Source organism: Methylophaga sp. UBA3603, from assembly GCF_002375335.1.
Lineage (GTDB): Bacteria > Pseudomonadota > Gammaproteobacteria > Nitrosococcales > Methylophagaceae > Methylophaga.
Genome location: NZ_DFMC01000010.1, coordinates 621,097 through 643,427 on the forward strand (window position 1 = coordinate 621,097; position 22,331 = coordinate 643,427).

16 protein-coding genes and 1 tRNA gene are annotated in these 22,331 nt (G+C 46.6%); 7 read left to right on the plus strand and 10 right to left on the minus strand.

What is annotated here, in order from left to right:
* Positions 1 to 2: 2 nt before the first annotated feature.
* Entirely contained in the window at positions 3 to 1,400 is a 1,398-nt protein-coding gene (locus B4F66_RS13865; protein ID WP_292356593.1) for a cryptochrome/photolyase family protein, read from the plus strand.
* 4 nt (positions 1,401 to 1,404) lie between these two features.
* Here the strand turns inward: B4F66_RS13865 and B4F66_RS13870 are convergent, their stop codons facing one another.
* The 8 genes from B4F66_RS13870 to queG all read right to left on the minus strand — a co-directional run bounded on the left by B4F66_RS13870 (position 1,405) and on the right by queG (position 10,960).
* On the minus strand, positions 1,405 to 1,869 hold the full coding sequence (locus B4F66_RS13870) for a hypothetical protein (protein WP_292356595.1): 465 nt from the start codon (positions 1,867 to 1,869) through the stop codon (positions 1,405 to 1,407).
* 24 nt (positions 1,870 to 1,893) lie between these two features.
* Positions 1,894 to 2,157: a Txe/YoeB family addiction module toxin gene (locus B4F66_RS13875; protein ID WP_292356597.1), complete on the minus strand. Its 264-nt coding sequence runs from the start codon at positions 2,155 to 2,157 to the stop codon at positions 1,894 to 1,896.
* Positions 2,154 to 2,396 (minus strand): type II toxin-antitoxin system Phd/YefM family antitoxin, encoded by a 243-nt coding sequence (locus tag B4F66_RS13880; RefSeq protein WP_292356599.1) that lies wholly within the window; start codon positions 2,394 to 2,396, stop codon positions 2,154 to 2,156. The genes B4F66_RS13875 and B4F66_RS13880 overlap by 4 nt, the downstream gene beginning before the upstream one ends.
* Positions 2,397 to 2,540: 144 nt before the next feature.
* Positions 2,541 to 4,040, minus strand: a complete 1,500-nt coding sequence (locus B4F66_RS13885) for an alkaline phosphatase D family protein (protein ID WP_292356601.1) — start codon at positions 4,038 to 4,040, stop codon at positions 2,541 to 2,543.
* 485 nt (positions 4,041 to 4,525) lie between these two features.
* The gene (locus tag B4F66_RS13890; protein WP_292356603.1) at positions 4,526 to 5,545 is read right to left on the minus strand and encodes a sodium:calcium antiporter; all 1,020 of its coding nucleotides are present in this window, start codon (positions 5,543 to 5,545) and stop codon (positions 4,526 to 4,528) included.
* A 432-nt stretch (positions 5,546 to 5,977) separates the two neighbouring features.
* Positions 5,978 to 7,858, minus strand: a complete 1,881-nt coding sequence (locus B4F66_RS13895; RefSeq protein WP_292356606.1) for a PhoX family protein — start codon at positions 7,856 to 7,858, stop codon at positions 5,978 to 5,980.
* Positions 7,859 to 7,888: 30 nt separating this feature from the next.
* Complete coding sequence (locus B4F66_RS13900) at positions 7,889 to 9,850, minus strand: methyl-accepting chemotaxis protein (RefSeq protein WP_292356608.1); 1,962 nt, start codon at positions 9,848 to 9,850, stop codon at positions 7,889 to 7,891.
* Between the two features lie 36 nt (positions 9,851 to 9,886).
* Positions 9,887 to 10,960, minus strand: coding sequence for a tRNA epoxyqueuosine(34) reductase QueG (gene queG, locus B4F66_RS13905; RefSeq protein WP_292356610.1), 1,074 nt, complete (start codon positions 10,958 to 10,960; stop codon positions 9,887 to 9,889).
* 46 nt (positions 10,961 to 11,006) lie between these two features.
* On the opposite strand from queG, the gene B4F66_RS13910 reads away from it, so the two are divergent.
* The 5 genes from B4F66_RS13910 (at position 11,007) to B4F66_RS13930 (ending at position 17,302) form a co-directional block, all read left to right on the plus strand.
* Positions 11,007 to 12,497, plus strand: a complete 1,491-nt coding sequence (locus B4F66_RS13910) for an NAD(P)H-hydrate dehydratase (RefSeq protein WP_292356612.1) — start codon at positions 11,007 to 11,009, stop codon at positions 12,495 to 12,497.
* Positions 12,497 to 12,949 carry a tRNA (adenosine(37)-N6)-threonylcarbamoyltransferase complex ATPase subunit type 1 TsaE gene (tsaE, locus tag B4F66_RS13915; RefSeq protein ID WP_292356613.1) on the plus strand — a complete coding sequence of 151 codons (453 nt, stop codon included), beginning with the start codon at positions 12,497 to 12,499 and terminating at the stop codon, positions 12,947 to 12,949. The genes B4F66_RS13910 and tsaE overlap by 1 nt, the downstream gene beginning before the upstream one ends.
* 100 nt (positions 12,950 to 13,049) lie before the next feature.
* Entirely contained in the window at positions 13,050 to 14,435 is a 1,386-nt protein-coding gene (locus B4F66_RS13920; protein WP_292356615.1) for an N-acetylmuramoyl-L-alanine amidase, read from the plus strand.
* A 47-nt stretch (positions 14,436 to 14,482) separates the two neighbouring features.
* Positions 14,483 to 16,159, plus strand: coding sequence for a DNA mismatch repair endonuclease MutL (mutL, locus tag B4F66_RS13925; protein ID WP_292356617.1), 1,677 nt, complete (start codon positions 14,483 to 14,485; stop codon positions 16,157 to 16,159).
* Between the two features lie 27 nt (positions 16,160 to 16,186).
* Positions 16,187 to 17,302 carry a hypothetical protein gene (locus B4F66_RS13930; RefSeq protein ID WP_292356619.1) on the plus strand — a complete coding sequence of 372 codons (1,116 nt, stop codon included), beginning with the start codon at positions 16,187 to 16,189 and terminating at the stop codon, positions 17,300 to 17,302.
* 39 nt (positions 17,303 to 17,341) lie between these two features.
* Here B4F66_RS13930 and B4F66_RS13935 read toward each other — a convergent pair whose 3' ends face one another.
* Positions 17,342 to 20,464, minus strand: a complete 3,123-nt coding sequence (locus B4F66_RS13935; RefSeq protein ID WP_292356622.1) for an efflux RND transporter permease subunit — start codon at positions 20,462 to 20,464, stop codon at positions 17,342 to 17,344.
* Between the two features lie 45 nt (positions 20,465 to 20,509).
* Positions 20,510 to 21,583 (minus strand): efflux RND transporter periplasmic adaptor subunit, encoded by a 1,074-nt coding sequence (locus B4F66_RS13940; RefSeq protein WP_292356624.1) that lies wholly within the window; start codon positions 21,581 to 21,583, stop codon positions 20,510 to 20,512.
* A gap of 134 nt (positions 21,584 to 21,717) precedes the next feature.
* Here B4F66_RS13940 and B4F66_RS13945 point away from each other — a divergent pair.
* Positions 21,718 to 21,793 (plus strand) — tRNA-Phe (locus B4F66_RS13945).
* Positions 21,794 to 22,331: the final 538 nt, after the last annotated feature.

The window sequence follows — 22,331 nt, forward strand, 5'->3', positions numbered from 1 at the left end:
CCATGCAAGCAACGCAACTGGTCTGGTTACGCAATGATTTACGCCTCGATGATCATCCCGCATTGGCATTAGCAGCCGAACAAGGGCCAATCCAGGTAGTATTCTGCGCGACACCCGAACAATGGCAGCAACATGATGAATCCCCGGCAAGATTAGGGCTTCGCGCAGCGGTATTACAGGATATCGCTGATCGACTTGCCCAGCTTGGCATACCGTTTCATTTACTCGAAGTCGATTATTTTGCCGATGTACCTGCTGAAATACTCAAACTCTGTAAGCAACAAAACATCAGTGATATCTGGTTTCAGGCCGAAACACCGTTGGATGAGCAACGTCGCGATCAAGCTGTTAAAGATGTATTAAGCAAAGCCAATTTAAAGGTGCATCTGCTCGCCGAAGACCTATTGGTCGCCTTACCGGTAAAAACCCAGCAGGATGACCCTTTTAAAGTGTTCACGCCTTATTACCGTCGCTGGCTGCAAATCCTCGAAGATATTCAGCAAGCACCTTATGCAAAGCCAAAACCACAGGGTAAAGCCTTAAAACCAGAGCTATTGAAATGTGATTGGGCCGGAGAATTTCGTGATGATTTATGGCCCGGCAATGAACAAAAAGCGTTGGAACGGCTTTCGGCATTTTGTGAAATCAAACTGGATGATTATAAAAGTCAACGTGATTTTCCCAGCAAACCGGCCACCAGCACGCTGTCACCATATCTGGCCAACGGCCAGTTAGGTCCCAGAAGATTACTGGCGACCATTCAGTTTTATTGCAGTGAAGCCAATCGTGACTGGCGTCATGATGACTGGCTTCGTGAACTCGCCTGGCGGGATTTTTACAAACAATTATTGCTGTATTTTCCACGCATCAGCATGGGTAAAGCATTCAAACCAGAAACTGAAAAAGTTATCTGGCGCGATGATGAAGCCGGTTTCAAAGCCTGGTGCGAAGGCAAAACCGGCTTTCCGATTGTCGATGCCTCCATGCGTCAACTCAACCAAACAGGCTGGATGCATAATCGTCTCAGAATGATTACCGCCAGCTTTCTCAGCAAACTGCTGTTACTCGACTGGCGACGTGGGGAACAGTATTTTCTGCAGACATTAATTGATGGTGAATTCGCCGCCAATAACGGCGGCTGGCAATGGAGTGCATCAACTGGCGTCGATTCAGCGCCATACTTTCGGGTCTTTAACCCCACCCTGCAATCTGAACGTTACGATCCACAAGGATTATTTATCAAACGCTTTGTGCCGGAGTTAAAAGACGTACCAATCAAGCAACTGCATAATCCACCAGCAGATTTACGCGAACAATACGGTTACCCACAACCGGTTGTGGATTATAAACAGGCCAGAAAAGATGCCATCGCGGCGTTTAAGGATTTGCCGAAAGATTAGAAGATTATTGATATTCATCTTGTTCTGGACTAGAGACATTATACTTTTCGACAAATGTCTTAACAGTTACTGAGTGATAAATTTTCAAAATATCTAAGTTTCTAATTGCTGCCTGAATAAGCCATTTTGATTCATCTTCAACATTGAAATAAAGCTTGGCATTTTGATCAAAGATACTATCCATATGTTTTATGCTGTTCTTCGTGCTACCAAGAATTTTTTTAAGGTCTTTTCGACTTTGCTCTGGCCATCCAAGATGTTTAGAAGTGAATTTTTGAACCTCTGTGAGAGTGTCTACTGCTTGGGTAAATTGATCGGTTTTTCCAGCAACTCTGATTATTTTTCCGAGTAACTCTTCTGCTACAGCAGCTAAATTCATAGCTGCAAAATATCTATGATGAAGTTCGCGCTCTTCAATTGCAGCCTCTATGTATTCAAGAGCAATCTTAATCTTGGAGTATTCGATCATTACTGATTACAACAGAGACAATGATCACTCATAGTGGCTCCAAAGCCTGAGTACTTTAACCACAGCTTCGTTTTCCAGAACCTGATAGACAAGACGATGTTGAATATTAATCCTGCGTGAATAGGCTCCGGAAAGATCACCAACCAGCTTTTCAAATGGCGGTGGTTTTCGATAAGGATCTTCTGAAACTAACGTCAGCAGTTCCTGGGCTTTTGGTTTAAGCCCGCTTGAGGCTAATTTTTTTGCGTCTTTTTGTGCTTGCTTGGTGTAAACCAACTTCCATGTCACCACTCAAGCTCCTTATTACATTCTTCAACAGGCGTATCCATACCCTCACGAATCGACTCGCGCATCCCAGGAACAGACAATAAAAATAATGTCTCCTGAATAGCGGTCCAGTCTTCTTCCGAAATCAACACAGCCTTATTACGCTTGCCCATAATCACCACCGGCTGATGAGATTCGGCCGTTTCATCAATAAGCCGATAAAGATTACTTCGTGCTTCAGTGGCAGTTATTCCGCTCATGGTAAACCTCAACTAATTTTTAAAACTGTGGAAATTGTACGCCTTAATGTACGTTCGTCAATCCGTACGCTTTCTGCGATTTTTAAATTTAGAGAGGAAAAAGATATTAATCAACTTATTTTCCAGTGGATTTTTAGAAATCGCTTACTCGAGTGGATAACTCGGTTTTTGTTTACTTTGATCACATATCCAGTTAACCCAAAGTTTGTCATCGGTGCCTTCTTCAAGGGTCAAATAATTTCGGGCTCGGATATATTGATCGGAGCCAAACGGTTTCAACATGGAGATTTTGATGGTTTCGTCTTCATTGAGAAACTCATCTCGATCATTGGTGACGGCCATAATACCCAACCAGGCAATGCGACTTGGAGACGGATGCAATATGCCAGAGGAAACAACCTGATGAATTTTCAGTGGTCGATCGTGTTTGCGTGAATCATTAATCACCCCAAGGCATCCCAGATGCACATCACCAGACAGAATCACCGTTTTCTGATGCTGTGATTTAATGTTGTAGCGTTTTTCAGCATTTTGCAGCAAACGCATAATTAAACGAGCACGCTCTCCCTGATGCTCTTTGGAACGCCAGTGATCTTTCAAATCATCAGTCAGTTCTTCTTCCCAGGGGGTGACATCAAAACTGGCTTCGGTAAATGAAAAGTCACGATACACAACCGGTACAGCTGACATGACTAACAGGTCGCCATTGTTCACCTTATTATCAAGATAATCATTAACCATCTGCCACTGGCTGAAACTCATTACCTGTTCAAGCGTGCGCTCGGCTCGGTTGTCGAGTGCCAGGATATGATAGTCCCGGAATAAAAAAGCAAAAGCATAATGTTTTGCCTGATTATCCAGCAAACTGATATTTTTGCTGCTACGGATTTGGAATAATTCAAAATAGCGTTTAGCAATATCATAAACACCCTGATAGACATCGCATTGCTGCATTTCCTCTGGATAGCTGCCCCACCCATCAAATATATCGTGGTCATCCCACATCATCACCGTCGGTATTGATGCCATCATCAATGACATGGACGGGTTATCCCATCGTTGGCAATAGAGTTTTTCATAAAAACGATTGACCTGATCGCGCATTGTGGCGTTAAAGGTACGCGACGTTTTTTCTACTTTAGTGAGTTGTAACCATTTCTCTAATTCCGGGACAGCCGACCATATTTCATCCGCATAGAGTTGATCACCGCCCATCATTAGTATGGAAAAGGGTTGTTGATAATGCTTGCGCTGCATGTCCTCCCATAAGGCGTATGGGTTTTCGGTTTTGGTGAGAATATCTGCACTGGAAAAACCATTACAGGAGGTATAAGCAAATATCGGCTTTTCATCTAAACCTGGCACATAAAACGTCCAGCGGTCACGACCATGCTTGTCATTGGCTTTGTTGTTATTCAGATTAATAGTGTAGCTGACAAACTTACCTGAACTGTTTGCTGGTATTTCTGCTTCAACTCGCCAGAAGTAGCCTTTTGGTGTTGTCTGAATTTGCGTTGCCTGAACAGAAATGTCATCCATGATCACCGTAGCGGAGCTCACCGTTTTATCGGTCAAAAAACACACTGTGTAATCAGTGTCCGACTCGACACCGAGTAAGGGTCCGATCATTAATGAAGAAGACATTTTTTCCCTCCCTAGATTTTGCTTTATCAGGACCTTCGCGCCCTGTTCTATTTATTTAAGAAAACAAAACTACTTTCTGTTTTCTCCGTTCTGTCTTTCCATAATGCATGGTGCATTGAAACGTTGAAAAAATAATATTTCACATTATTAAATGACTAGCAATTTAATGAGTTCGATCCGCAGATTACATAGATGGACGCAGATTTTTTGGATTAACCATCAAGGCACGGAGGGCATAAATATGAATAAATAATGTAGGTTGGTTTAGCGCAGTGTAACCCGACAAAGCAAACGTGATTTTTGGGCTTCGTGCCTCAGCGCTAACCTAAGAAGTTTTTACATTATCAATATTGGTGTTTAGGAGGCATGGTTAAATCACACCATTGCCTCTAAATTAATCTGCGTACATCTGCGTAATCTGCGGATAAATATCCATATAAACCTCTGTGCGCTTCGTGCCTCTGTGGTTAATAATCTGAAAGGTCTCAGCCATTTAACACAATAATGCCCAAGGCGATGACGTAAACAGAGAGAATTAATGCACTTTCGAAACCAATTCGGCCAATGCCGTAAGTCTCGCGCCGCACCATGCCAAGCAACAGAATGGCAGTCATCAGGATACTGACCAAGCCCCATGTCATCTGGACGGGTGACATATCGTGATAGATGGAATTATGCGGATAGCCCACATCGGCTGCGGCTACTACGAGAATATTAAAACAGTTGGTACCGAAGATATTACTAACTGCCAGGGTCAGCGCGCCATAACGTATCGCGGCGATAGTGGTCACCAATTCGGGTGTGGAAATCGCCAGGGCGGTAAACAAGCCCCCCACCAAAGTGTCCGAAAGGCCAGTGTGATCGGCAATACCTTTGGCTGATTCCATTACCATCCAACCCGCGATGCAGGTCACGAAAGCCAGGGTAATAAAACCAAGCCATGTCGCCATCAGGCTGCCATGATGATGTTTTTGGGGTTTATCCGGAACTGTCTGTTGGGTTGGCCGTGGAAACCACATTGGTCGTGATTGCGCGCGGTGAACCAAGCGCAATCCAAACAAATAGGTGACAACGACCACCGGCGTGACTGGATGCACGCCCCAAAAGGAAACTGAGGGCGAGACGATCGCCAGTAATGGCAGTGTCAGCAATACAATCAACAAGCCTGCGAGTATCAGGTTCACAGGGGAAGCGGCTGCATGCTCCAGATTGGCTTTGCGATACACGATGTCCGCAATACCAAGAAACACCAGATTCACCGCCATGCTACCCATAACATTACTCATGGCCAGATCGGGACGTGAATCTATTGCGGCACTTAAGGTCGCAGCAAAGTCCGGTAGCGAAGTCACTCCCGCCAGCAGTAATACTCCAAACAGTGCTTCCCCCATGCCAGTCCGATCAGCCAGTTCATCTGCAAATTTTGCCAAACGACTGCCAGCGAGAATGATGATCAGAGCAGCGATGCCAAAAGCGATCAGGTTGAACGTCAAGGATGAAAACATTTAGGGCCTCGAATGGCGATGAACTACATGCAATAGTAATCAAAACTTAGTCTCAGCCAAGACTAACAGCTAATTCGTTGTATTTTTCAGAATAAATCTTGGGTTTCGCAAACCCAGTCAAAACTAATATTATTTGATCCGCAGATTACGCAGATGGACGCAGATTTTTTTTGAATTAACCACAGAGACACGGAAGGCACAGAGGTTGATAAATGAAGCAGTTCAGGTTAGCGAAGCGTAACCCGACATAAATATAGTGTTGGGCTTCGCAGACTAAGCGCCAACCTACGAAAAAAATTTATCCATCAACATTTATGGCTTGTAAGGCACGGTAATATCCATATTACTTCTCAAATAATCTGCGTCCATCTGCGAAATCTGCGGATTAACGACTATATAAATCTCTGTGTCTCTGTGGTTAATTACTTAGCATCACGTCCCAATCACCCCACCATCCTCTTTGCTAATAAGCACCGTGGCGGAACGAGGACGGCCATTTGGATAATGATCGGGCCAGTTACTGGCCGCGTTAGGGTTTTGGGGGGACTTATTGATGCCACGTCTTTGCAGAACATCTAACATTTCACCCGGATGCTGAATATTCACCCACATGGTTTTCATATCCGGTGTCATGATCACGCCCGTAATTTCACACCCCACTGGTCCAGTCAGAAATCGGCGGATTTCACCAGTTGCCGGATCGGCTGCCAACATCTGGTTATTGCCAAATTGTTTAAACGCCCCATCATTCAATACGCTGGCACTGACATCGGTCTGAATCCATAACACACCGCGGTCATCGATGTTTAAGCCATCAGGATTGGCGAACTGCTCACCCTCTCCCTCGCCAGCCAAAACAAAAACCTGCCAACTAAACTCAGTGGCGGTGGCGTCGGCTTCACTGAATTTAATAATATGACCGAAAAGGTTCTGGTTACGCGGATTAGCGGCATCTTTACCGACGTTATCTTGTTGGCCCCGATCACTGTTATTAGTCAGAGAGACAAACACCTCATCGTTATGCGGATGCACCGTGATCCATTCCGGGCGGTCCATTTTAGTGGCGCCCACGATATCTGCTGCTGCACGGGCATGAACCAGTACATCGGCCTGATCGACAAACCCGTTTTCAGTCGTTAACCCATTTTCACCAAACAGCAGCGGCAACCAACGGGCGCTGCCATCCTCTTCAAAGCGTGCAACATAGAGAATGCCATCATCCAGCAACCGACCATGATGTGCGCCCAGACTGCCATCCCAGGCATCGCGGGTAATAAATTTATAGATGTATTCAAATTTGGAATCATCACCTGAATAAAATGCCAAACGGCCGTCCCTGCCTATTTTGTGCGCCACATTTTCATGGGCAAAACGTCCCAGTGCGGTCCGTTTTACCGGAATGCTTTGTGGGTTATACGGATCAAATTCAACCATCCAGCCAAAGCGATTGGCTTCATTAGGCTCTTTATCCAAATCAAACCGCGCGTCAAACTGCTGCCAGCCGTAATAACTGAACCCCAGCTTATAGCGTTGCCAGCGGCGTTCGGTTTCCGCATCTCTTGAGTGTTTGGGATCAGCGACAAAGTAATAATGAAAATTCTCTTCGCAGGTCAGATACGTTCCCCAGGGAGTTTTACCATTGGCGCAATTATTGAAAGTACCCAGCACGTTTTTGCCTTCTGGATCAGCTCGGGTTTTCATCAACTCATGTCCTGCAGCCGGGCCGCTTATCTGCATTGGTGTGTTAGCCGTTAAACGGCGGGCATAGGTCGATGGACGGACAATTTGCCACTCACCATTTTCCTGTCTGACTTCAATCAGCGATACACCATGAGCATTTTGCTCTTTGGCGACTTTGTCGGCAGTGTAGGTTTCCGGTGAATGCTTATGGCTGCCATCGGTATGAATGATATCCAGATCCAGATATTCATGATTCATTACCAACAGGCCATGATCATTATTCTCTGAACCTTTAGGCAATGGAAAATACTGCAAGGCATCATGGTGCATACCGGCCTGTTGCATTTGATCAGCGGCACTATTGCTGGCATCCATGTTAAATGCCGGACCATCCGAAATAGGATCCCCCCAGCGGTAAAACACTTCAGCCCGGTAGCCTTCCGGCACCACCACTTCATCGAGTAAATCAGCGGTCGGAATCGGTGTAAAGCCAAGCAATTGAGATTGATTGCGAAGCATTGTAGCGGCCGAGGATAATGGCATGGCAGATGCCAGCATCGCACCTAAACTGAATTGCAGCACTGAGCGTCGACTCAACTGCTTTTGCAGGAGTGGATCAAAATGGTTGTTCATAAAAATTCCAACTACAAATTATCACTCGGTTTATTGTTTTAGTTGCCCCACCAGTTTATTCAAACTCTGGCTGACTTGATTGAGACTGTGCCCAGCCTGTTCAATTTCAGTTATTTGCTGATTCACGGTCTCTGAGCGCTGTTTGATCTGTTCGGTACTTCTGGCAATATCATCCACTACCGCTGTCTGTTGCTGGGTTGCTGTAGCGATGGAAGCATTGACCTGATGAATATTCTGCACCGCGTTTATTACCGGAGTCATCGCTGTTTTAGCTTTAAAACCTTGTTCAGCACATTGTTCAGCAAACTGACTCTGGGATCGAACCGTTGCAGCAGCTTCACCGCTGCTGTTCAGCAGATCGACAATAATGGCCTGAATTTCTTCCGTTGATTGTTTAGTGCGGGTCGCCAATTGTCGAACTTCATCGGCTACCACACTGAAACCTCTGCCATGTTCACCGGCTCTTGCGGCCTCAATTGCCGCATTCAGGGCCAACAGATTTGTTTGCTCAGCCACACTTTGAATCACCACCAGCACCTGACTGATATCCTTGCCACGTTGTTCCAATGTATTCATCGTGCTCTCAAATGCTAACAAATCCTCAGCGAGTTGATGACTGGCATTGGCAGCACTGGTTAATTGTTGACTGGCCTGCTGAGTTGCCTGAGTAGCCTGTTCTGTTGATTCAGCCGCATTTGAGGCACTTTGGGCAACCTCTTTAAAGGAATACGATAACTCGGTGACCGCAGCCGAAACTTCCTCGGTGGCGGCAATCTGTTGTTGATTGACCGATACCGCCTGCATTGAGGAAGTTTGTAAATCAGTACTGGCAGCCAATACATTTTGAGATTGCTGATTCAGCTTATCAATCAACTGAGCAAAATAACTTTGTAGCTGCAGGGCCGATTGCTCAACGGATCGTGATTCGACAAACGGTAGCTGTGAAACCAGCGTCTGTTGAAAGTTACCTTTAATCATCTGGCTGAAATAATGCTCTAACTGAATTAGAAAACGGATGATTCGTTTCTGTAAAAAATAGAACAGCAAAATAGTCAGGATAATAATGGTAACAACCCCCATCATGATCCACTGTACCTGCTGACTGACAGACTGTTTGATGTCTTCTATTTTTAACTGAAACTGATCCAGCTTATCGGCAAATGTAGAAATCTCGCCACCTAAGGCCGCGCGTTTTTGTTGTAGCTGCTGATCAAACTCTAATGTATTGCTTAATTCTTTTTCATAGCGTCTGCTCAATGAGAATAATGAGTCAATGCCACGTTGCCCAAGTTCTTCCGGCTCCTGGGGAATTAATGCTTCGGTATTCACTTCTGAATAAACACCAAATTTTGGCAGAGTATTTAATTGTTCCAACTTATCGATAAACGCATTGTTCGCAGAAACTAATGCTGTTTGAATCTCGCTGGTTTGCAATTCGATATAACGCTGCCGCAGGCGACCAATATCATTCAGTTGACGACTTAATTCTGCCAGTAGTGCTGTAAAGGATTGCTGATAGGGATGCCCCTGCGCTTCTCTATTTTGAGCGTAGTCGATCAAAAGGCCAATTTCACCATCTCGTTCACGTTCATTCTGAATCAGCAGCGCTTGTGGATTACCAGCCAGTTTTCCAGCCTCACGCACTTCAAGTACTTTTTCCTGAAGCAAGGCAATGGCAGATTGAATCGTCTGATTATCCTGTTCAGTGAGCCAGGTCTGTTCTACGGTAGATAATTCAACAAGCTGTGTTTCCGCCTGTTGAAGCAGGTCAGCATCACCGGAAGCCAGATAACGGGCCAACAACACCCGAACCTCAATATCAAACCGGGATTTAAATTGCTGGAACTGCTGGGCGATCTGATAGGGCTTATCTAATTGTTGCCAACCCCAAATACCCGCCAGCACTCCTATCATTAATCCAGCAGCCATAAATATTGCCAGCCATCTTGATACCACACTTAATCTCACACCTGCTCCAGTATAAATAGACATACAGGCACGAGACTCTATAGGGTGTTAATGACAGCTTTATGACGGGGTATTGTGTTGTTCCAAAGCCCACTGTACATGTTCACGTACAAGCTCTGAGGGATATTCAATCCGATCCTTTAATGCCGCCAAAACTGTTTGTGAAGTTTTGGCATTCCCCAGAGCAATAGCAATATTCCGCAACCAACATTCATAACCAATGCGGCGGATTGGGCTGCCTTCAAGGCGTTGCAGAAATTCAGATTCGGTCCAGGTAAATAAATCCACCAGCTGAGGGGCATCAAGACCTTCGCGTGGCAAATAAGCCGATTCTGTTGTCATCTGAGCAAATTTGTTCCAGGGACATACCAACTGGCAGTCATCACAGCCATATATCCTATTGCCCATCATAGGTCGGAATTCGACAGGGATACTGCCGCGAAGCTCAATGGTCAGATACGAAATACAACGCCGGGCATCCAGTTCGTAAGGTGCGATAATCGCCTGAGTCGGGCAGATATCGATACAGGCCGTGCAGGAACCACAATGATCAGATACAGGCTCTGTCAGTGGTAAAGGCAGATCAGTATAAATTTCGCCCAAAAAGAAATATGAACCGTTTTGCCGGTTTAACACATTGGTATGTTTGCCAATCCAGCCCAGTCCGGATTTTTGTGCCAGGGCTTTTTCCATCACGGGAGCGCTATCGGTAAAAACCCGATATCCCATTGCACCAACGGCCTCCTCAATTCGTTGCGAAAGCCGAAGTAAACGCTTACGTATCAATTTGTGATAATCCCGACCCAGTGCATAACGGGAGATAAAACCCAATTCACTCTCGCCCATCACTTGCCATGCATCGGAAGCGGTTTCAGGCCAGTAGTCCATTCTGGCGGTTATTACGCGAATAGTTCCGGGCATTAACTCTTCGGGATGGGTTCGCAAACTGCCATGGCGTTGCATAAACTCCATCTCACCATGAAAACCGCGCGCTAACCATTGTTGCAATTGATCTTCAGCTGCAGAAAGGTCAATATCACTGACCCCAAGCTGCTGAAAGCCCAGTGAACGCGCCCAGATCTGCATATCTTTTAAAAGCGTTCGGGATAACTGCACTGTATTTGAATCGGCCATGCGGGCTATTATAAAGAACTGAATTTTTTCATCGGGATATTATTTTATGTCGACCTTGCCACATGAACTTTACACTGCAGAACAGACCCGTGAACTGGAACGTATTGTCACAGGGCAACATAATATTTCGTCAGCAACATTAATGGCACGTGCAGGCGGGGCTGCGCTGGATTGTATTAAATGTCATTGGCCCCAAGCTGAACGTATATTAGTGGTTTGCGGTACTGGAAATAATGGTGGGGATGGCTTCGAACTGGCCAGACAGGCAATCGCGGAAGAGTATCGCGTCAGCATTTTTCAGGTGGGCGATGAAAAAGAAATGAGCGAGGAAACCTTTGCAGCCCGTGAAGCAATTCTTGCCAGCGGTGTTGAAATTCATCGGTTTGAAGATAAATTACCCACCACAGACGTTATTGTTGATGCGCTTCTGGGTATAGGGCTCAGTCGTGAAGTAAGTGGTTACCATGCCTTAGCGGTTAACGCTATCAATGAACATACAAAACGAATACCGGTTTTAGCGCTGGACATTCCTTCCGGTCTTCATGCTAACACCGGCCGCGCATTAGGAACCGCCGTCCATGCCACAATCACATTAAGCTTTCTAGGTTTGAACAAAGGGTTATTTACCGGCGAAGGCCCCAATTACTGTGGCCAGGTCTGCTTTGATTCATTAAAAGTCCCTTCTGCCATCTATAAAGCTTTTACCCCCATTGCGCGTCGGGTCAGTCTGGAAAACGATGCGGCAGGACTAGCCCCTCGCGAGCGTACAGGTCATAAAGGTTTATATGGCCATTTGTTTATCATTGGCGGCGATCATGGTATGCCTGGCGCAGCACGCGTTGCAGCTGAGGCAGGAGCGCGCGTAGGTTCCGGTTTAACCAGTATTGCAACCCGAAGTGCACACGGTCCCATCCTGAATCTGGCCCGACCTGAATTGATGTGTTATGGCGTTGAAAGTGCCAGTGAGCTTGAGGAATTGCTGCGTCCTGCAAATGCACTTTCAGTTGGCCCTGGTCTTGGCCAGAGTGAATGGGCCATTGCGTTATTCCAGAAAGCCATTGAAACCAACCTGCCGATGGTCGTTGATGCAGATGCGCTAAATCTGCTGAGTAAAAACCCACAACATCATGATAACTGGGTGCTCACCCCGCATCCTGGTGAAGCAGCCCGTTTATTGGGTTGTAGCTCAGAAGAAATCCAGGCAGATCGTTTTGCTGCAGTTTATGAACTGCAAAGACGTTATGGTGGCGTGGTAGTTCTGAAAGGATCAGGAACACTGATTTCCAACGGTGAAGCACCGACCCGTCTTTCCACATGGGGTAATCCCGGAATGGGCAGTGGTGGTATGGGTGATGTACTGGCCGGGGTCATTGGGGGACTGCTGGCGCAGCATTTTCCAATCATGGATGCCGCCTGTGTGGGCGTCACGCTTCACGGCATGGCGGCGGATAAAGCAGCCGAACTTGATGGTGAACGCGGCACACTGGCCATGGATTTGATGCCACATCTGCGTCGACTAGCAAATCTTATCTATTAATGTTCTGGCTCAAAGACGAACAAGCTACTCTGGAATTAGCGGCTAAACTGGCGGCCTTGCTGCCTGATTCAGCATTCTGCATCCACCTCAAAGGTGACCTTGGAGCGGGGAAAACGACTTTTGTTCGGGGATTGCTCAAAGCTCTTGGCCATTCAGGTAAAGTTAAAAGCCCGACTTACACTCTGGTCGAGCATTATCAGCTCAATGCGCGGGATATTTACCATTTTGACTTATACCGTCTCGCTGATCCGGAAGAACTGCTCTATCTGGGTATAGAAGATTATTTTTCTGCCAACGCCCTCTCGTTAATCGAATGGCCGGAACAAGGCACAGGCGTTTTACCTGAGCCCGACCTGCTTATCTCTTTGAAATATCAGACTTCCGGCCGTGAAGTTATTTTTAGGGCTTATTCCGAAGTTGCTTCTGATATCTGCGACAAACTTCACAACTAATTCAGCTTTATTCGCTATCTCATTAAAAATATAGAAAAAAGTCTTGATTTTTTATTACTTCAATCACAAACTAGCACTGTGTAATTTGTTGGAACTTGCTATGTCTCGTTTGTTATTGGGATTGATATTATTGATGTTTACAGTCGATGCGCTTGCCGCCTCGGTTGAGAATATCCGTATATCCCAAAATACCAACCTGACCCGGGTGGTACTGGATCTTGATACAGCACTGGAATATTCCAGCTTTACACTGACAAATCCGCATCGGTTAGTTGTTGATCTTAAAGCCGCAAAGGTAAACAAAAAATTAATTGCCCCGACATTTAACAGTGCAGTAGTCGAAAAAATCCGTCATGCCCAGCATGATCAAGAAACATATCGCCTGGTTTTCGATCTTAAACAGCAAACGGACTATGAGATTCAGACTCTGGCGCCTGAAGGTGAATACTCGCATCGTCTTCTGGTCGATTTAAAACATGGACCAGCCACGGCTCTGGCCACTAACAAATCATCAAAATCACCAGAAAAAGCGGCTGTTAAAGAGGAAGAAAAAGCTTCCACTCAAATTACAAAAGTTGATTACACCCCACCACCGCAGCAAACAGCCACTACGACCACGGTACGCAATAGACCGATGCTACCCCGTCGCGATATCGTGATAGCAATCGATCCGGGACATGGGGGCCGTGATCCGGGGGCGATTGGCAGAAAAGGTACACGTGAAAAAGATGTGGTACTCGCTATTTCCCGTCGGCTGGCAAAGCTGGTGGATAACGAACCGGGAATGCGTGCCTTTATGACACGTGAACGCGATGAGTTCATTACCCTGAGACAACGTATTCAGCGAGCCAAACAAAATGGTGCGGATATGTTTATTTCCATCCATGCTGATGCCTTCCAACGTAGCAGCGCCAAAGGCTCTTCGGTCTATGTGCTATCGCAACGCGGAGCGAGTAGTGAGGCGGCTCAGATTCTGGCAGATCGTGAGAATGCTGCTGATCTGGCTGGTGGTATTAGTCTGGAGGATAAAGACGACCTGCTGGCCTCGGTATTACTCGATTTATCACAGACCGCCAGTCTTGAAGCCAGTCTTGAAGTGGGTAACAGTGTTCTGGGGGGATTGAAACGCGTTGGCCCGGTACATAAAAAACAGGTTGAATCAGCCGCTTTCGTAGTACTCAAATCACCAGACATTCCCTCGGTACTGGTAGAAACAGCGTTTATTTCCAACCCGGAAGAAGAGCGCAAGCTTAATGATGTCAATCATCAGAACAAACTGGCGCAGGCAATGCTGGCTGGTATTCGTAGTTATTTCCAGAGAAACCCGATAACCCAGCAGGTTAAACCGCAACAACATATTGTTAGCAGCGGGGATACCTTAAGCACCATTGCACAACGCTATCGGGTCAATATGTCTGAATTGAAATCCACCAATAATCTGCAAACCAGCAAACTGATGGTCGGTGACGTTTTAAAAATTCCTTGATTGATTTTGACTGCGGATTTGCTGTTCGCAGCTGTTAAACTGTGTCGATGCTGACGCCGAAACGTATCCTTGCACTGCCCCTACAACTTGCCAACCAAATTGCGGCTGGCGAAGTTATCGAACGCCCGGCATCTGTCATCAAGGAACTAGTGGAAAACAGTCTGGATGCATCAGCAACAGAAATTGATGTGACCATTGAAGGTTCAGGCAGTCAGCTGATTCAGGTTCGGGATAATGGTTCAGGTATTCATCCTGAAGATCTCTGTCTGGCGCTAAGCCGGCATGCCACCAGCAAAATTTCCTCCAGTGATCAGCTGAGCCAGATATCCAGTCTGGGATTCCGTGGTGAAGCCTTACCCAGTATCAGCTCGGTCTCCAATTTGAGTTTGATTTCCCGGCAGCAGAACAGTGAATGTGGCTGGCAGATTCATCATGAGGAAGATGAACCAGAGCCCGTTGTCCACCCAGAAGGCACCACTGTGGCCGTGCGAGATTTGTTTTTTAATCTGCCAGCCCGCCGCCGGTTTCTGCGCAGTGCGCGTACCGAACAGCAACAAATCCTTACCACCATGCAGCGACTGGCATTAAGCCGCTTCGATGTGCGCTTTCAGTGTCAATTAAATGGCCAGCAAAAGCTCAACCTGCCCATTGCCCAGTCTGAGTCTCAGCAATTGGCAAGAATTGGCAAAATCTGTGGTCAAGCATTTGTAAAGCAGGCCATAGCGATTGATCAAGCGTTTGATATCATTACGATAAAAGGCTGGTTGGGGCATGTGGAGGCGCATCGTCCTCAGGCTGATCAACAATACTTTTTTATTAATGGCCGGGTAATACGGGATCGTCTGATCAGTCAGATAGTGCGTCAGGCCTATGCCGATTTGATTCCGGCTGGCCGTCATCCAGCCTATGTTCTTTATATGACCATTCCACTGGATCGGGTGGATGTGAATGTACATCCAACCAAACATGAGGTTCGCTTTCGGGAAACCCGGCTGATTCATGGATTGATCCATCGAGCGGTAAAAGATCAGTTACAGCAACAAATAATTACTGGCCCTGTTCAAAGTCCCTCTACGACAAATATGCCACGAATTGCAGAAAAGGCTTCGCTCTATCAAAGACATGACCTTGCCACAGCTCCTCCAGAGTATGCTGTCCATAGGCCGGTATCCATTAACCAGACTGACTCAAATAATGCTATTCAGTTAATGCAGATTTTGCACCAACGATATGTCTGGATACATTTTCAGCAACAGCATTATCTGATTGATCTTCCAAAAGCCCTCTCCAGTTCGCGCCAGCAACAATTCGGCAAGCTGCTAAAACAGTTGCCCTTGAAAAGCCGGCCGATTCTGGTGCCGCTCAGCCAGCCGTGCAGTGACGCCCAGTTAAACAGTGTTGAAAAACAACAGACATTACTAAACTCTTTCGGCTTTGAGTTACAACCGATGGAAAATGCTGTAATCATCAAAAAAATTCCCATTGCACTGGCACAGCTGGATCTGAAGTCAGTGGTGTATGCAGTCATCACAGCTGTCACTAAAGATAATATTGATGCAGAGAGTCTTGGTCTTTATCTTTCTGAGTTATTGCAAACCTCAGATACGATTCTGCCCCAGCAGGCAGAGGAATGGCTGAAATCGGTCACTCTGTCGGAATGTATTGAAAAGCCATGGTGTCGAGAACTTGATCTGGCGACACTTGGTAGCTTATTCTCGGACTGATTAAACATGCACTGAGGCGGTTTTCAAATGGATCGAGCCCGTACAGGTTCCACAATCATCGCGGCGATACTCGCTGTTATCGTGTTATTACTGTTTGGCTATTTGTTATGGAGTGACGCGCCGCCAAACCGCAGTGAATTAACAGTCGACCCGCCGATAGAAGTAATCGAACCTGATTTACCGCTGGAAATTATTCGCTCCGCTGATGAAGTGCCGGATAGTGAAACCATTCGTGAACAGGAAGCAGAAGCGTTTGTGGATAATCTGGCGAATTCTGATGCAGATACGATTATTATTAATGAATATGACGATATGTTTGTCCGTCCGGACAGCATTATTGCATTGCCAGAACTTGAACAACGCGTCACTACATTAAAAAGTCTGATGGATGACACATCGCTTAGCGATGATACTCCGGTGACCATTCGCTATACCGAAGAAACCCGAGAAAAGACCACCTTGCAGGAATTGGAAACTCAGGAAGAGGATCATATCGCGCCGATTACCATTGTGACTGAACAAGGCGAGACAATTACCGCCCCATTGGTGGAGTTGTTAAAACGTGAAGATATTGATCAACAGGCGCCTGTGACTCAAATCCGCAAGCAGAAACAGGTCAAACAGCTTAAAGCAGGCGAGCTGGCCGAGTCAGGTATTCCAGAGAATCAGGAAATTTCTGTCACCATCAGTCGGGGTGTACAAAAACTGGATATCGCCGAGTTAATTGATAGTGATTCAGAAGAAATGCAGGACAGCCTGTTTTATCTGCACCGGGTAACGGAAGAGGATATTCAAGGTCTCTGGGGCATTATTCAGACCGGTTTGATTCGCAATTTTCGACAGGGAATCCGCCTGCAGCGTGATGGCTCAGAGCAAAAAGTCAGTGTGCTGATTCCAGCGGATGCAGATGAACCATTACCCACCGGACTAAGTTCATTTTTAGGCAAGATTCTGCATGATAAAGTATCGACCAGTTACGTTTATAACTTCAATACTCACACCATGGGCTATGATCCCGACCTGATCCGTCCCGGACAGGAACTGATTTTAATCCGCTTTTCCAGTGATGAAATAAAACAGATTTACCAATTCTTTGCTGAGCAACGCAACAATACAACAGAAACTTTCGCTATCGGTCGCTGATGATTGTTGAAATTATTTTGATCCTGATTGTTCTTGGCATCATTGCCTTTGCATGGTGGTTTCCGTTTGAGTGAGTCGTTGCTTGTTAAACTCGCCATAACGCAACATCACACTGGGTAATACCAGTAAAGTCAGCAATGTCGACGAAATCAGCCCGCCGATAATAATGGCCGCCATTGGCCCCATAATTTCACGACCCGGGCTGTCAGCGTTAATTGCTATTGGCAACATCGCCAACGCAGTGACCAATGCAGTAATTAAAATCGATGGCAGACGCTCCAGCGCTCCCTGAATAGCCGTTTCCATCACCCAGGCCTTACCCTCATGTTCAATCAGATGCTGATAATGTGAGACCAGCATAATGGCATTTCGCAGGGTAATACCAAACAGCGTGACAAACCCCACCAGCGAACCAATAGATAGCACGCCTCCGGTTAACCACGCTGCCACCACACCACCCAATAACGAGAAGGGTAAATTCAGTAACACAAGCCACGTGTTACGCACGCTGCGCAGTGCCATATACAATAAAATGAGCACGATAAGTCCAACCAGAATGGAATGAATCATCAGATCCTTACGTGACTCGGCTTCAGCCACAGCAGTGCCGGTAAACTCGGGGTAAGTATCAGCATCGAACTGCACATCCTCATGGATCCGTTGTTGCAGTTCCTGAAAAAATGAACGCAAATCGCGTCCGGTGACATTACAGGTAATAGTTTGCAATCGCTGAGCACCGTGATGCAGAATCGCATGTCTGCCGGAAACCTGCTGTAACTCAACGACATCTCCCAGTGCCAACATCCTGTTATCTAGAGTACGTAATGGCATACTCAGAATTTGATGCGGTTGTTCACGCAGGTCGGGTGGCAACACCACACGAATATCAAACAAACGGTTCCCCTCGGATATCTGTCCAACCTGAATACCATCAAATGCCGCTTTGATATTCTGCATCACCGTCGCCGGCTGCAGGCCCCATTGGGGTAATTCTTCGAGTTTAATGCGTAATTGCAGTTGGGGTTCACCCGGCGGAGCGCGTAGCTGTATATCTGTGGCTCCCTCGATATCGGCCATCACCTCAGCCACTTCGCGCGCTTTATAATCAAGTGCATCCAAATCATAACCATAGATATTGACTACGACCGGCGAGGTATAACCTGAAATGGTTTCATCAATCCGCTCGGTCAGGAACGTGTTCACCTCAGAACTGATGCCCGGGAACGCTTCCAGAATTTCACGAATTTCATCCAGAACAACTTGTTGCTCAGGGCCCGAAAGTGGCTCCAGGTCCACCTCATATTCACTGTAATGGGTGCCAAATGTATCAGCGCCACGCTCTGCACGACCGGCCCATTGTGATGTGGCTCGCACCCCAGGTATTGCCGCTACCTGCTGTTCAATCAACCCTCCAATTCGCAAGGATTCCTCCAGCGAGGTACCGGGCACACTAGCCGTGTGAATAATGTAATGCCCCTCACGCAGCTCTGGCAGGAAACGTCCACCGAAATATGGCAGCAGACTGGCTCCAGCGATACACAACACCAATACGCTGATTATCATCAGTTTGGGGAATTGACAGGTTACTTTTAAAACGCGCCCATAGAGGATTTGCAGCCAGTGGATCAGTGGTGGCTCAGAGGTTCGGGTAACCCCAATCCGACTGAGTAACGTATGACATAACGCCGGTGTGACCGTCAACGCCACAAACAACGAAGCCAGAATCGCCAGAATATAAGCCTCACCTAATGGCTCAAACATTCTTCCAGCCACTCCGCCCAGAGTTAATAAAGGCACAAACACCAGCATCACAATTAAGCTGGCATAAACAACCGAACCACGAACTTCCATCGATGCTTCATAAACAATCTGAATAACCGGACGGGGTTCTTTTAATGCGGCATTTTCACGTAAACGACGGAAAATATTCTCGGTATCAATAATCGCATCATCAACCACCTCACCTAGCGCGATAGCCAAACCGCCCAGCACCATAATATTGATGTTAACCCCGAACTCCAGCAGCACTATCAACGCGGCAAATAATGATAGTGGTATGGCGGTCATCGAAATAATCGCCGTGCGTAAATTGAACAGGAATAAAAACAGCACTAAAAGCACTAGACCACCACCAACCAGCAGATGATGTTGGATGTTCGCCAGCGAGGTTTGAATATAATTGGCCGGGCGGAATAAATCGGCGTGTAACTCAATACCATCAACTTCAAACCCATCACGAAACTCATTCAACGCAGTTTCAATGCCTTGGGTTACTGCCAGAGTATTGGCTTTATATTGACCGATCACCATCAATACTATGCCAGGCTCACCACTGATTGCGGCGCCACCGATAGCGGGTGCAGGACCATATTCTATGGTTGCCACATCACCGAGATGCAGCACAGACTGACCCTGCTGGCGAATCACTACTTTCGCCATTGTGTCAGCGCTCACCGGAAAACCGACCACTTGCAGCATCATGCGCTGATTGCTGTTTTCAATAAATCCGCTGCCTTGCAATACCGTAGCTTCACGAGCGGCTGTAACGATATCCATGGGGGACAACTGGTATAAAGCCAGTTTTTGAGGATCGAGCTGGATTTGCATTTGTTTCTCTGCACCACCGAACACATTGATATCAGCTACACCATCAACGGCAAGCAATCTGGGCGTTAATGTCCAGTCCACCATTTCCCGCAGTCGCATCAGGCTCTGCTGATCAGAGGTCAACCCGATGGTCATGATGGTGCCGGAAGAAGATTCCAGGGGCACCATTAAAGCGGGACCAACGCCCTGCGGTAATTGTCCCTGTGCAGGCATCAACCGTTCAGATACCAACTGTCGGTTAAGATAAATATCGCTTCGCTCTTCAAAGGTAATGATTACAACGGACAATCCGGGCGTCGAAGCTGAACGTACAAACATGACATCCGGAAGACCACCCAGTGCGTTTTCAATTGGTTGGGTCACCAGGGTTTCCACCTGCTCGGCAGTAAATCCAGACGCTTCGGTCTGAATAATGACCTGCTTTGGAGCAAACTCTGGAAATACATCCAGACTGGCTTTGTAGAGCTGATAGGAACCATAGCCCAACATTAATAACGCTAATGCCAGTACCACACCGCGGGCACGAACCGAAAAAGCAACCAAATGAGAAAGCATCCGTGTTCCTGTTAATTATTGAATGAGGGGGTGCTGATGATTTGGCTAGTCATCATCATCGTCTTCATCATGAATTTGCCATTTGAACTCTTCTGATAACAATGTCTGAGCACCTGAGGTCACAACGGCATCGCCCGGATGGAATCCCTGTTGCAGATAAATACCTTCCACCGAGTCATGACCATTAAGCAACGAAATACGCTGAAAACGCTGCTCATCCATGCGCAAATAGGCCCATGGCTGGCCCGCGTACCAGACCACTGACTGATACGGAATCAGCACCGCTGAAAATGCACCCTGCTCAGTAGGCACCCACACATGTAACTTTGCACCTTCCTGCAAAGAGGATGATTTGTTCAGAAAAAACCAGGTCTCGCCACTTAACACCGGATCGACACTGATGGCAGCGGCAAGCCGTTGCGCCTCACCAACATCATTTTGTTGATGGGGTTGTTGCCACCGCACAGTATCAACGTTTGGATTCAGGCTTTGTTTGGGAGGCAAAGTGACTTTAAGAATCGACTGTTCCCGCGACATCAGCAGTTCGAATTGTTCCCCACCGTTAATAACCCAGTCGGCAACGGGTTGAGGCCATTGTTGGCGTACTTCAGCGTGACAGTTTTCTACTAATTGCTGTTTTAACTCAGCTTGCGCCTGAGCAATCGATAAATTGGTTTGCGCAAAGTCCACCTCTTTTGATGCCACACTACCGGTCGCTTGCTGAAGTGTTTTTAAACGCGATAACTCTTTGCTCATCCCCTGTTCATTAACCTTAGCCATACGAAGGTTCATTTTTGCCTCAGAACAGCGCGAGTGGGCTAATTGCAGCTCCCGAGTCGGTATAACCGCTGCCATAGCTCGTATTTCGGGGGTATAGAAACTTTCCATCAATGTCTGACTTTCAATGGACGCCATTTTTTGTGCAGCTTCGGTTAACTCAACTGACAGCGCAAACTGATGATTCTGCTTCTCGTCATCACCGTCATCGTCATCATCAGCGTCTACAAGATGTTTATCTGCCGGGGCAAGTGAATCAAATAATGGCGATAAAAAATAAAGTGCTGCAACTATCGCTAAAACACTGACGACCCACAATAAAATACGCTGACTGGAATTCATTTTTATTTGCTGCCCCGATGCAAAACTGCCCGTCATTACAGCATGGCTGTCTAAATGCCACAAGGAGAACTTCCCAGGATGCTGATCATGACTTGACAGCAAGCACGCGTGCAGGTTTAATACCGCACCTTGTTGGCTCGATAGCTCAGTTGGTAGAGCAAGGGATTGAAAATCCCTGTGTCCCTGGTTCGATTCCAGGTCGAGCCACCATCGAATTCAAAGCCCGGTTTGCATTGCAACCCGGGCTTTTTTATTGCCCGTTATTCTGACATCTATATTTTCTTTGACGATTAACCACAGAGACACAGAGGGTATGGAGATTTGATAGATATTTATCCGCAGATTACGCAGATTTTCGCAGATATAAAGTTGTCTTGGCGGCCACAATCCTCTTCATTAGATATGAATATTCACCACAGAGACACAGAGGGCACAGAGGGCACAGAGATTACATTTTATAGCTAAAGCCGCTGTCCCCTGAATATCAGCGGTAAGAAATGTAATCCGCAGATTTCGCAGATAAACGCAGATTAGGCATTAAAAACTTAATTGACTGGCTCTTCGGCTTATCAACAGAGCTAGATTGATTTTGATTAATTCTGGCGCTGAGGAATGGGTTATGTTGGGTTTCACTGGTTCAACCCAACTTACGCTGCGATGACAACTATTTAAACGCGGCTTCTTGGTTTCTGTGTATCCATGGTTAACTTTAATATCCAAACATAGGCTGGCTACAAAGCGTCCTCAA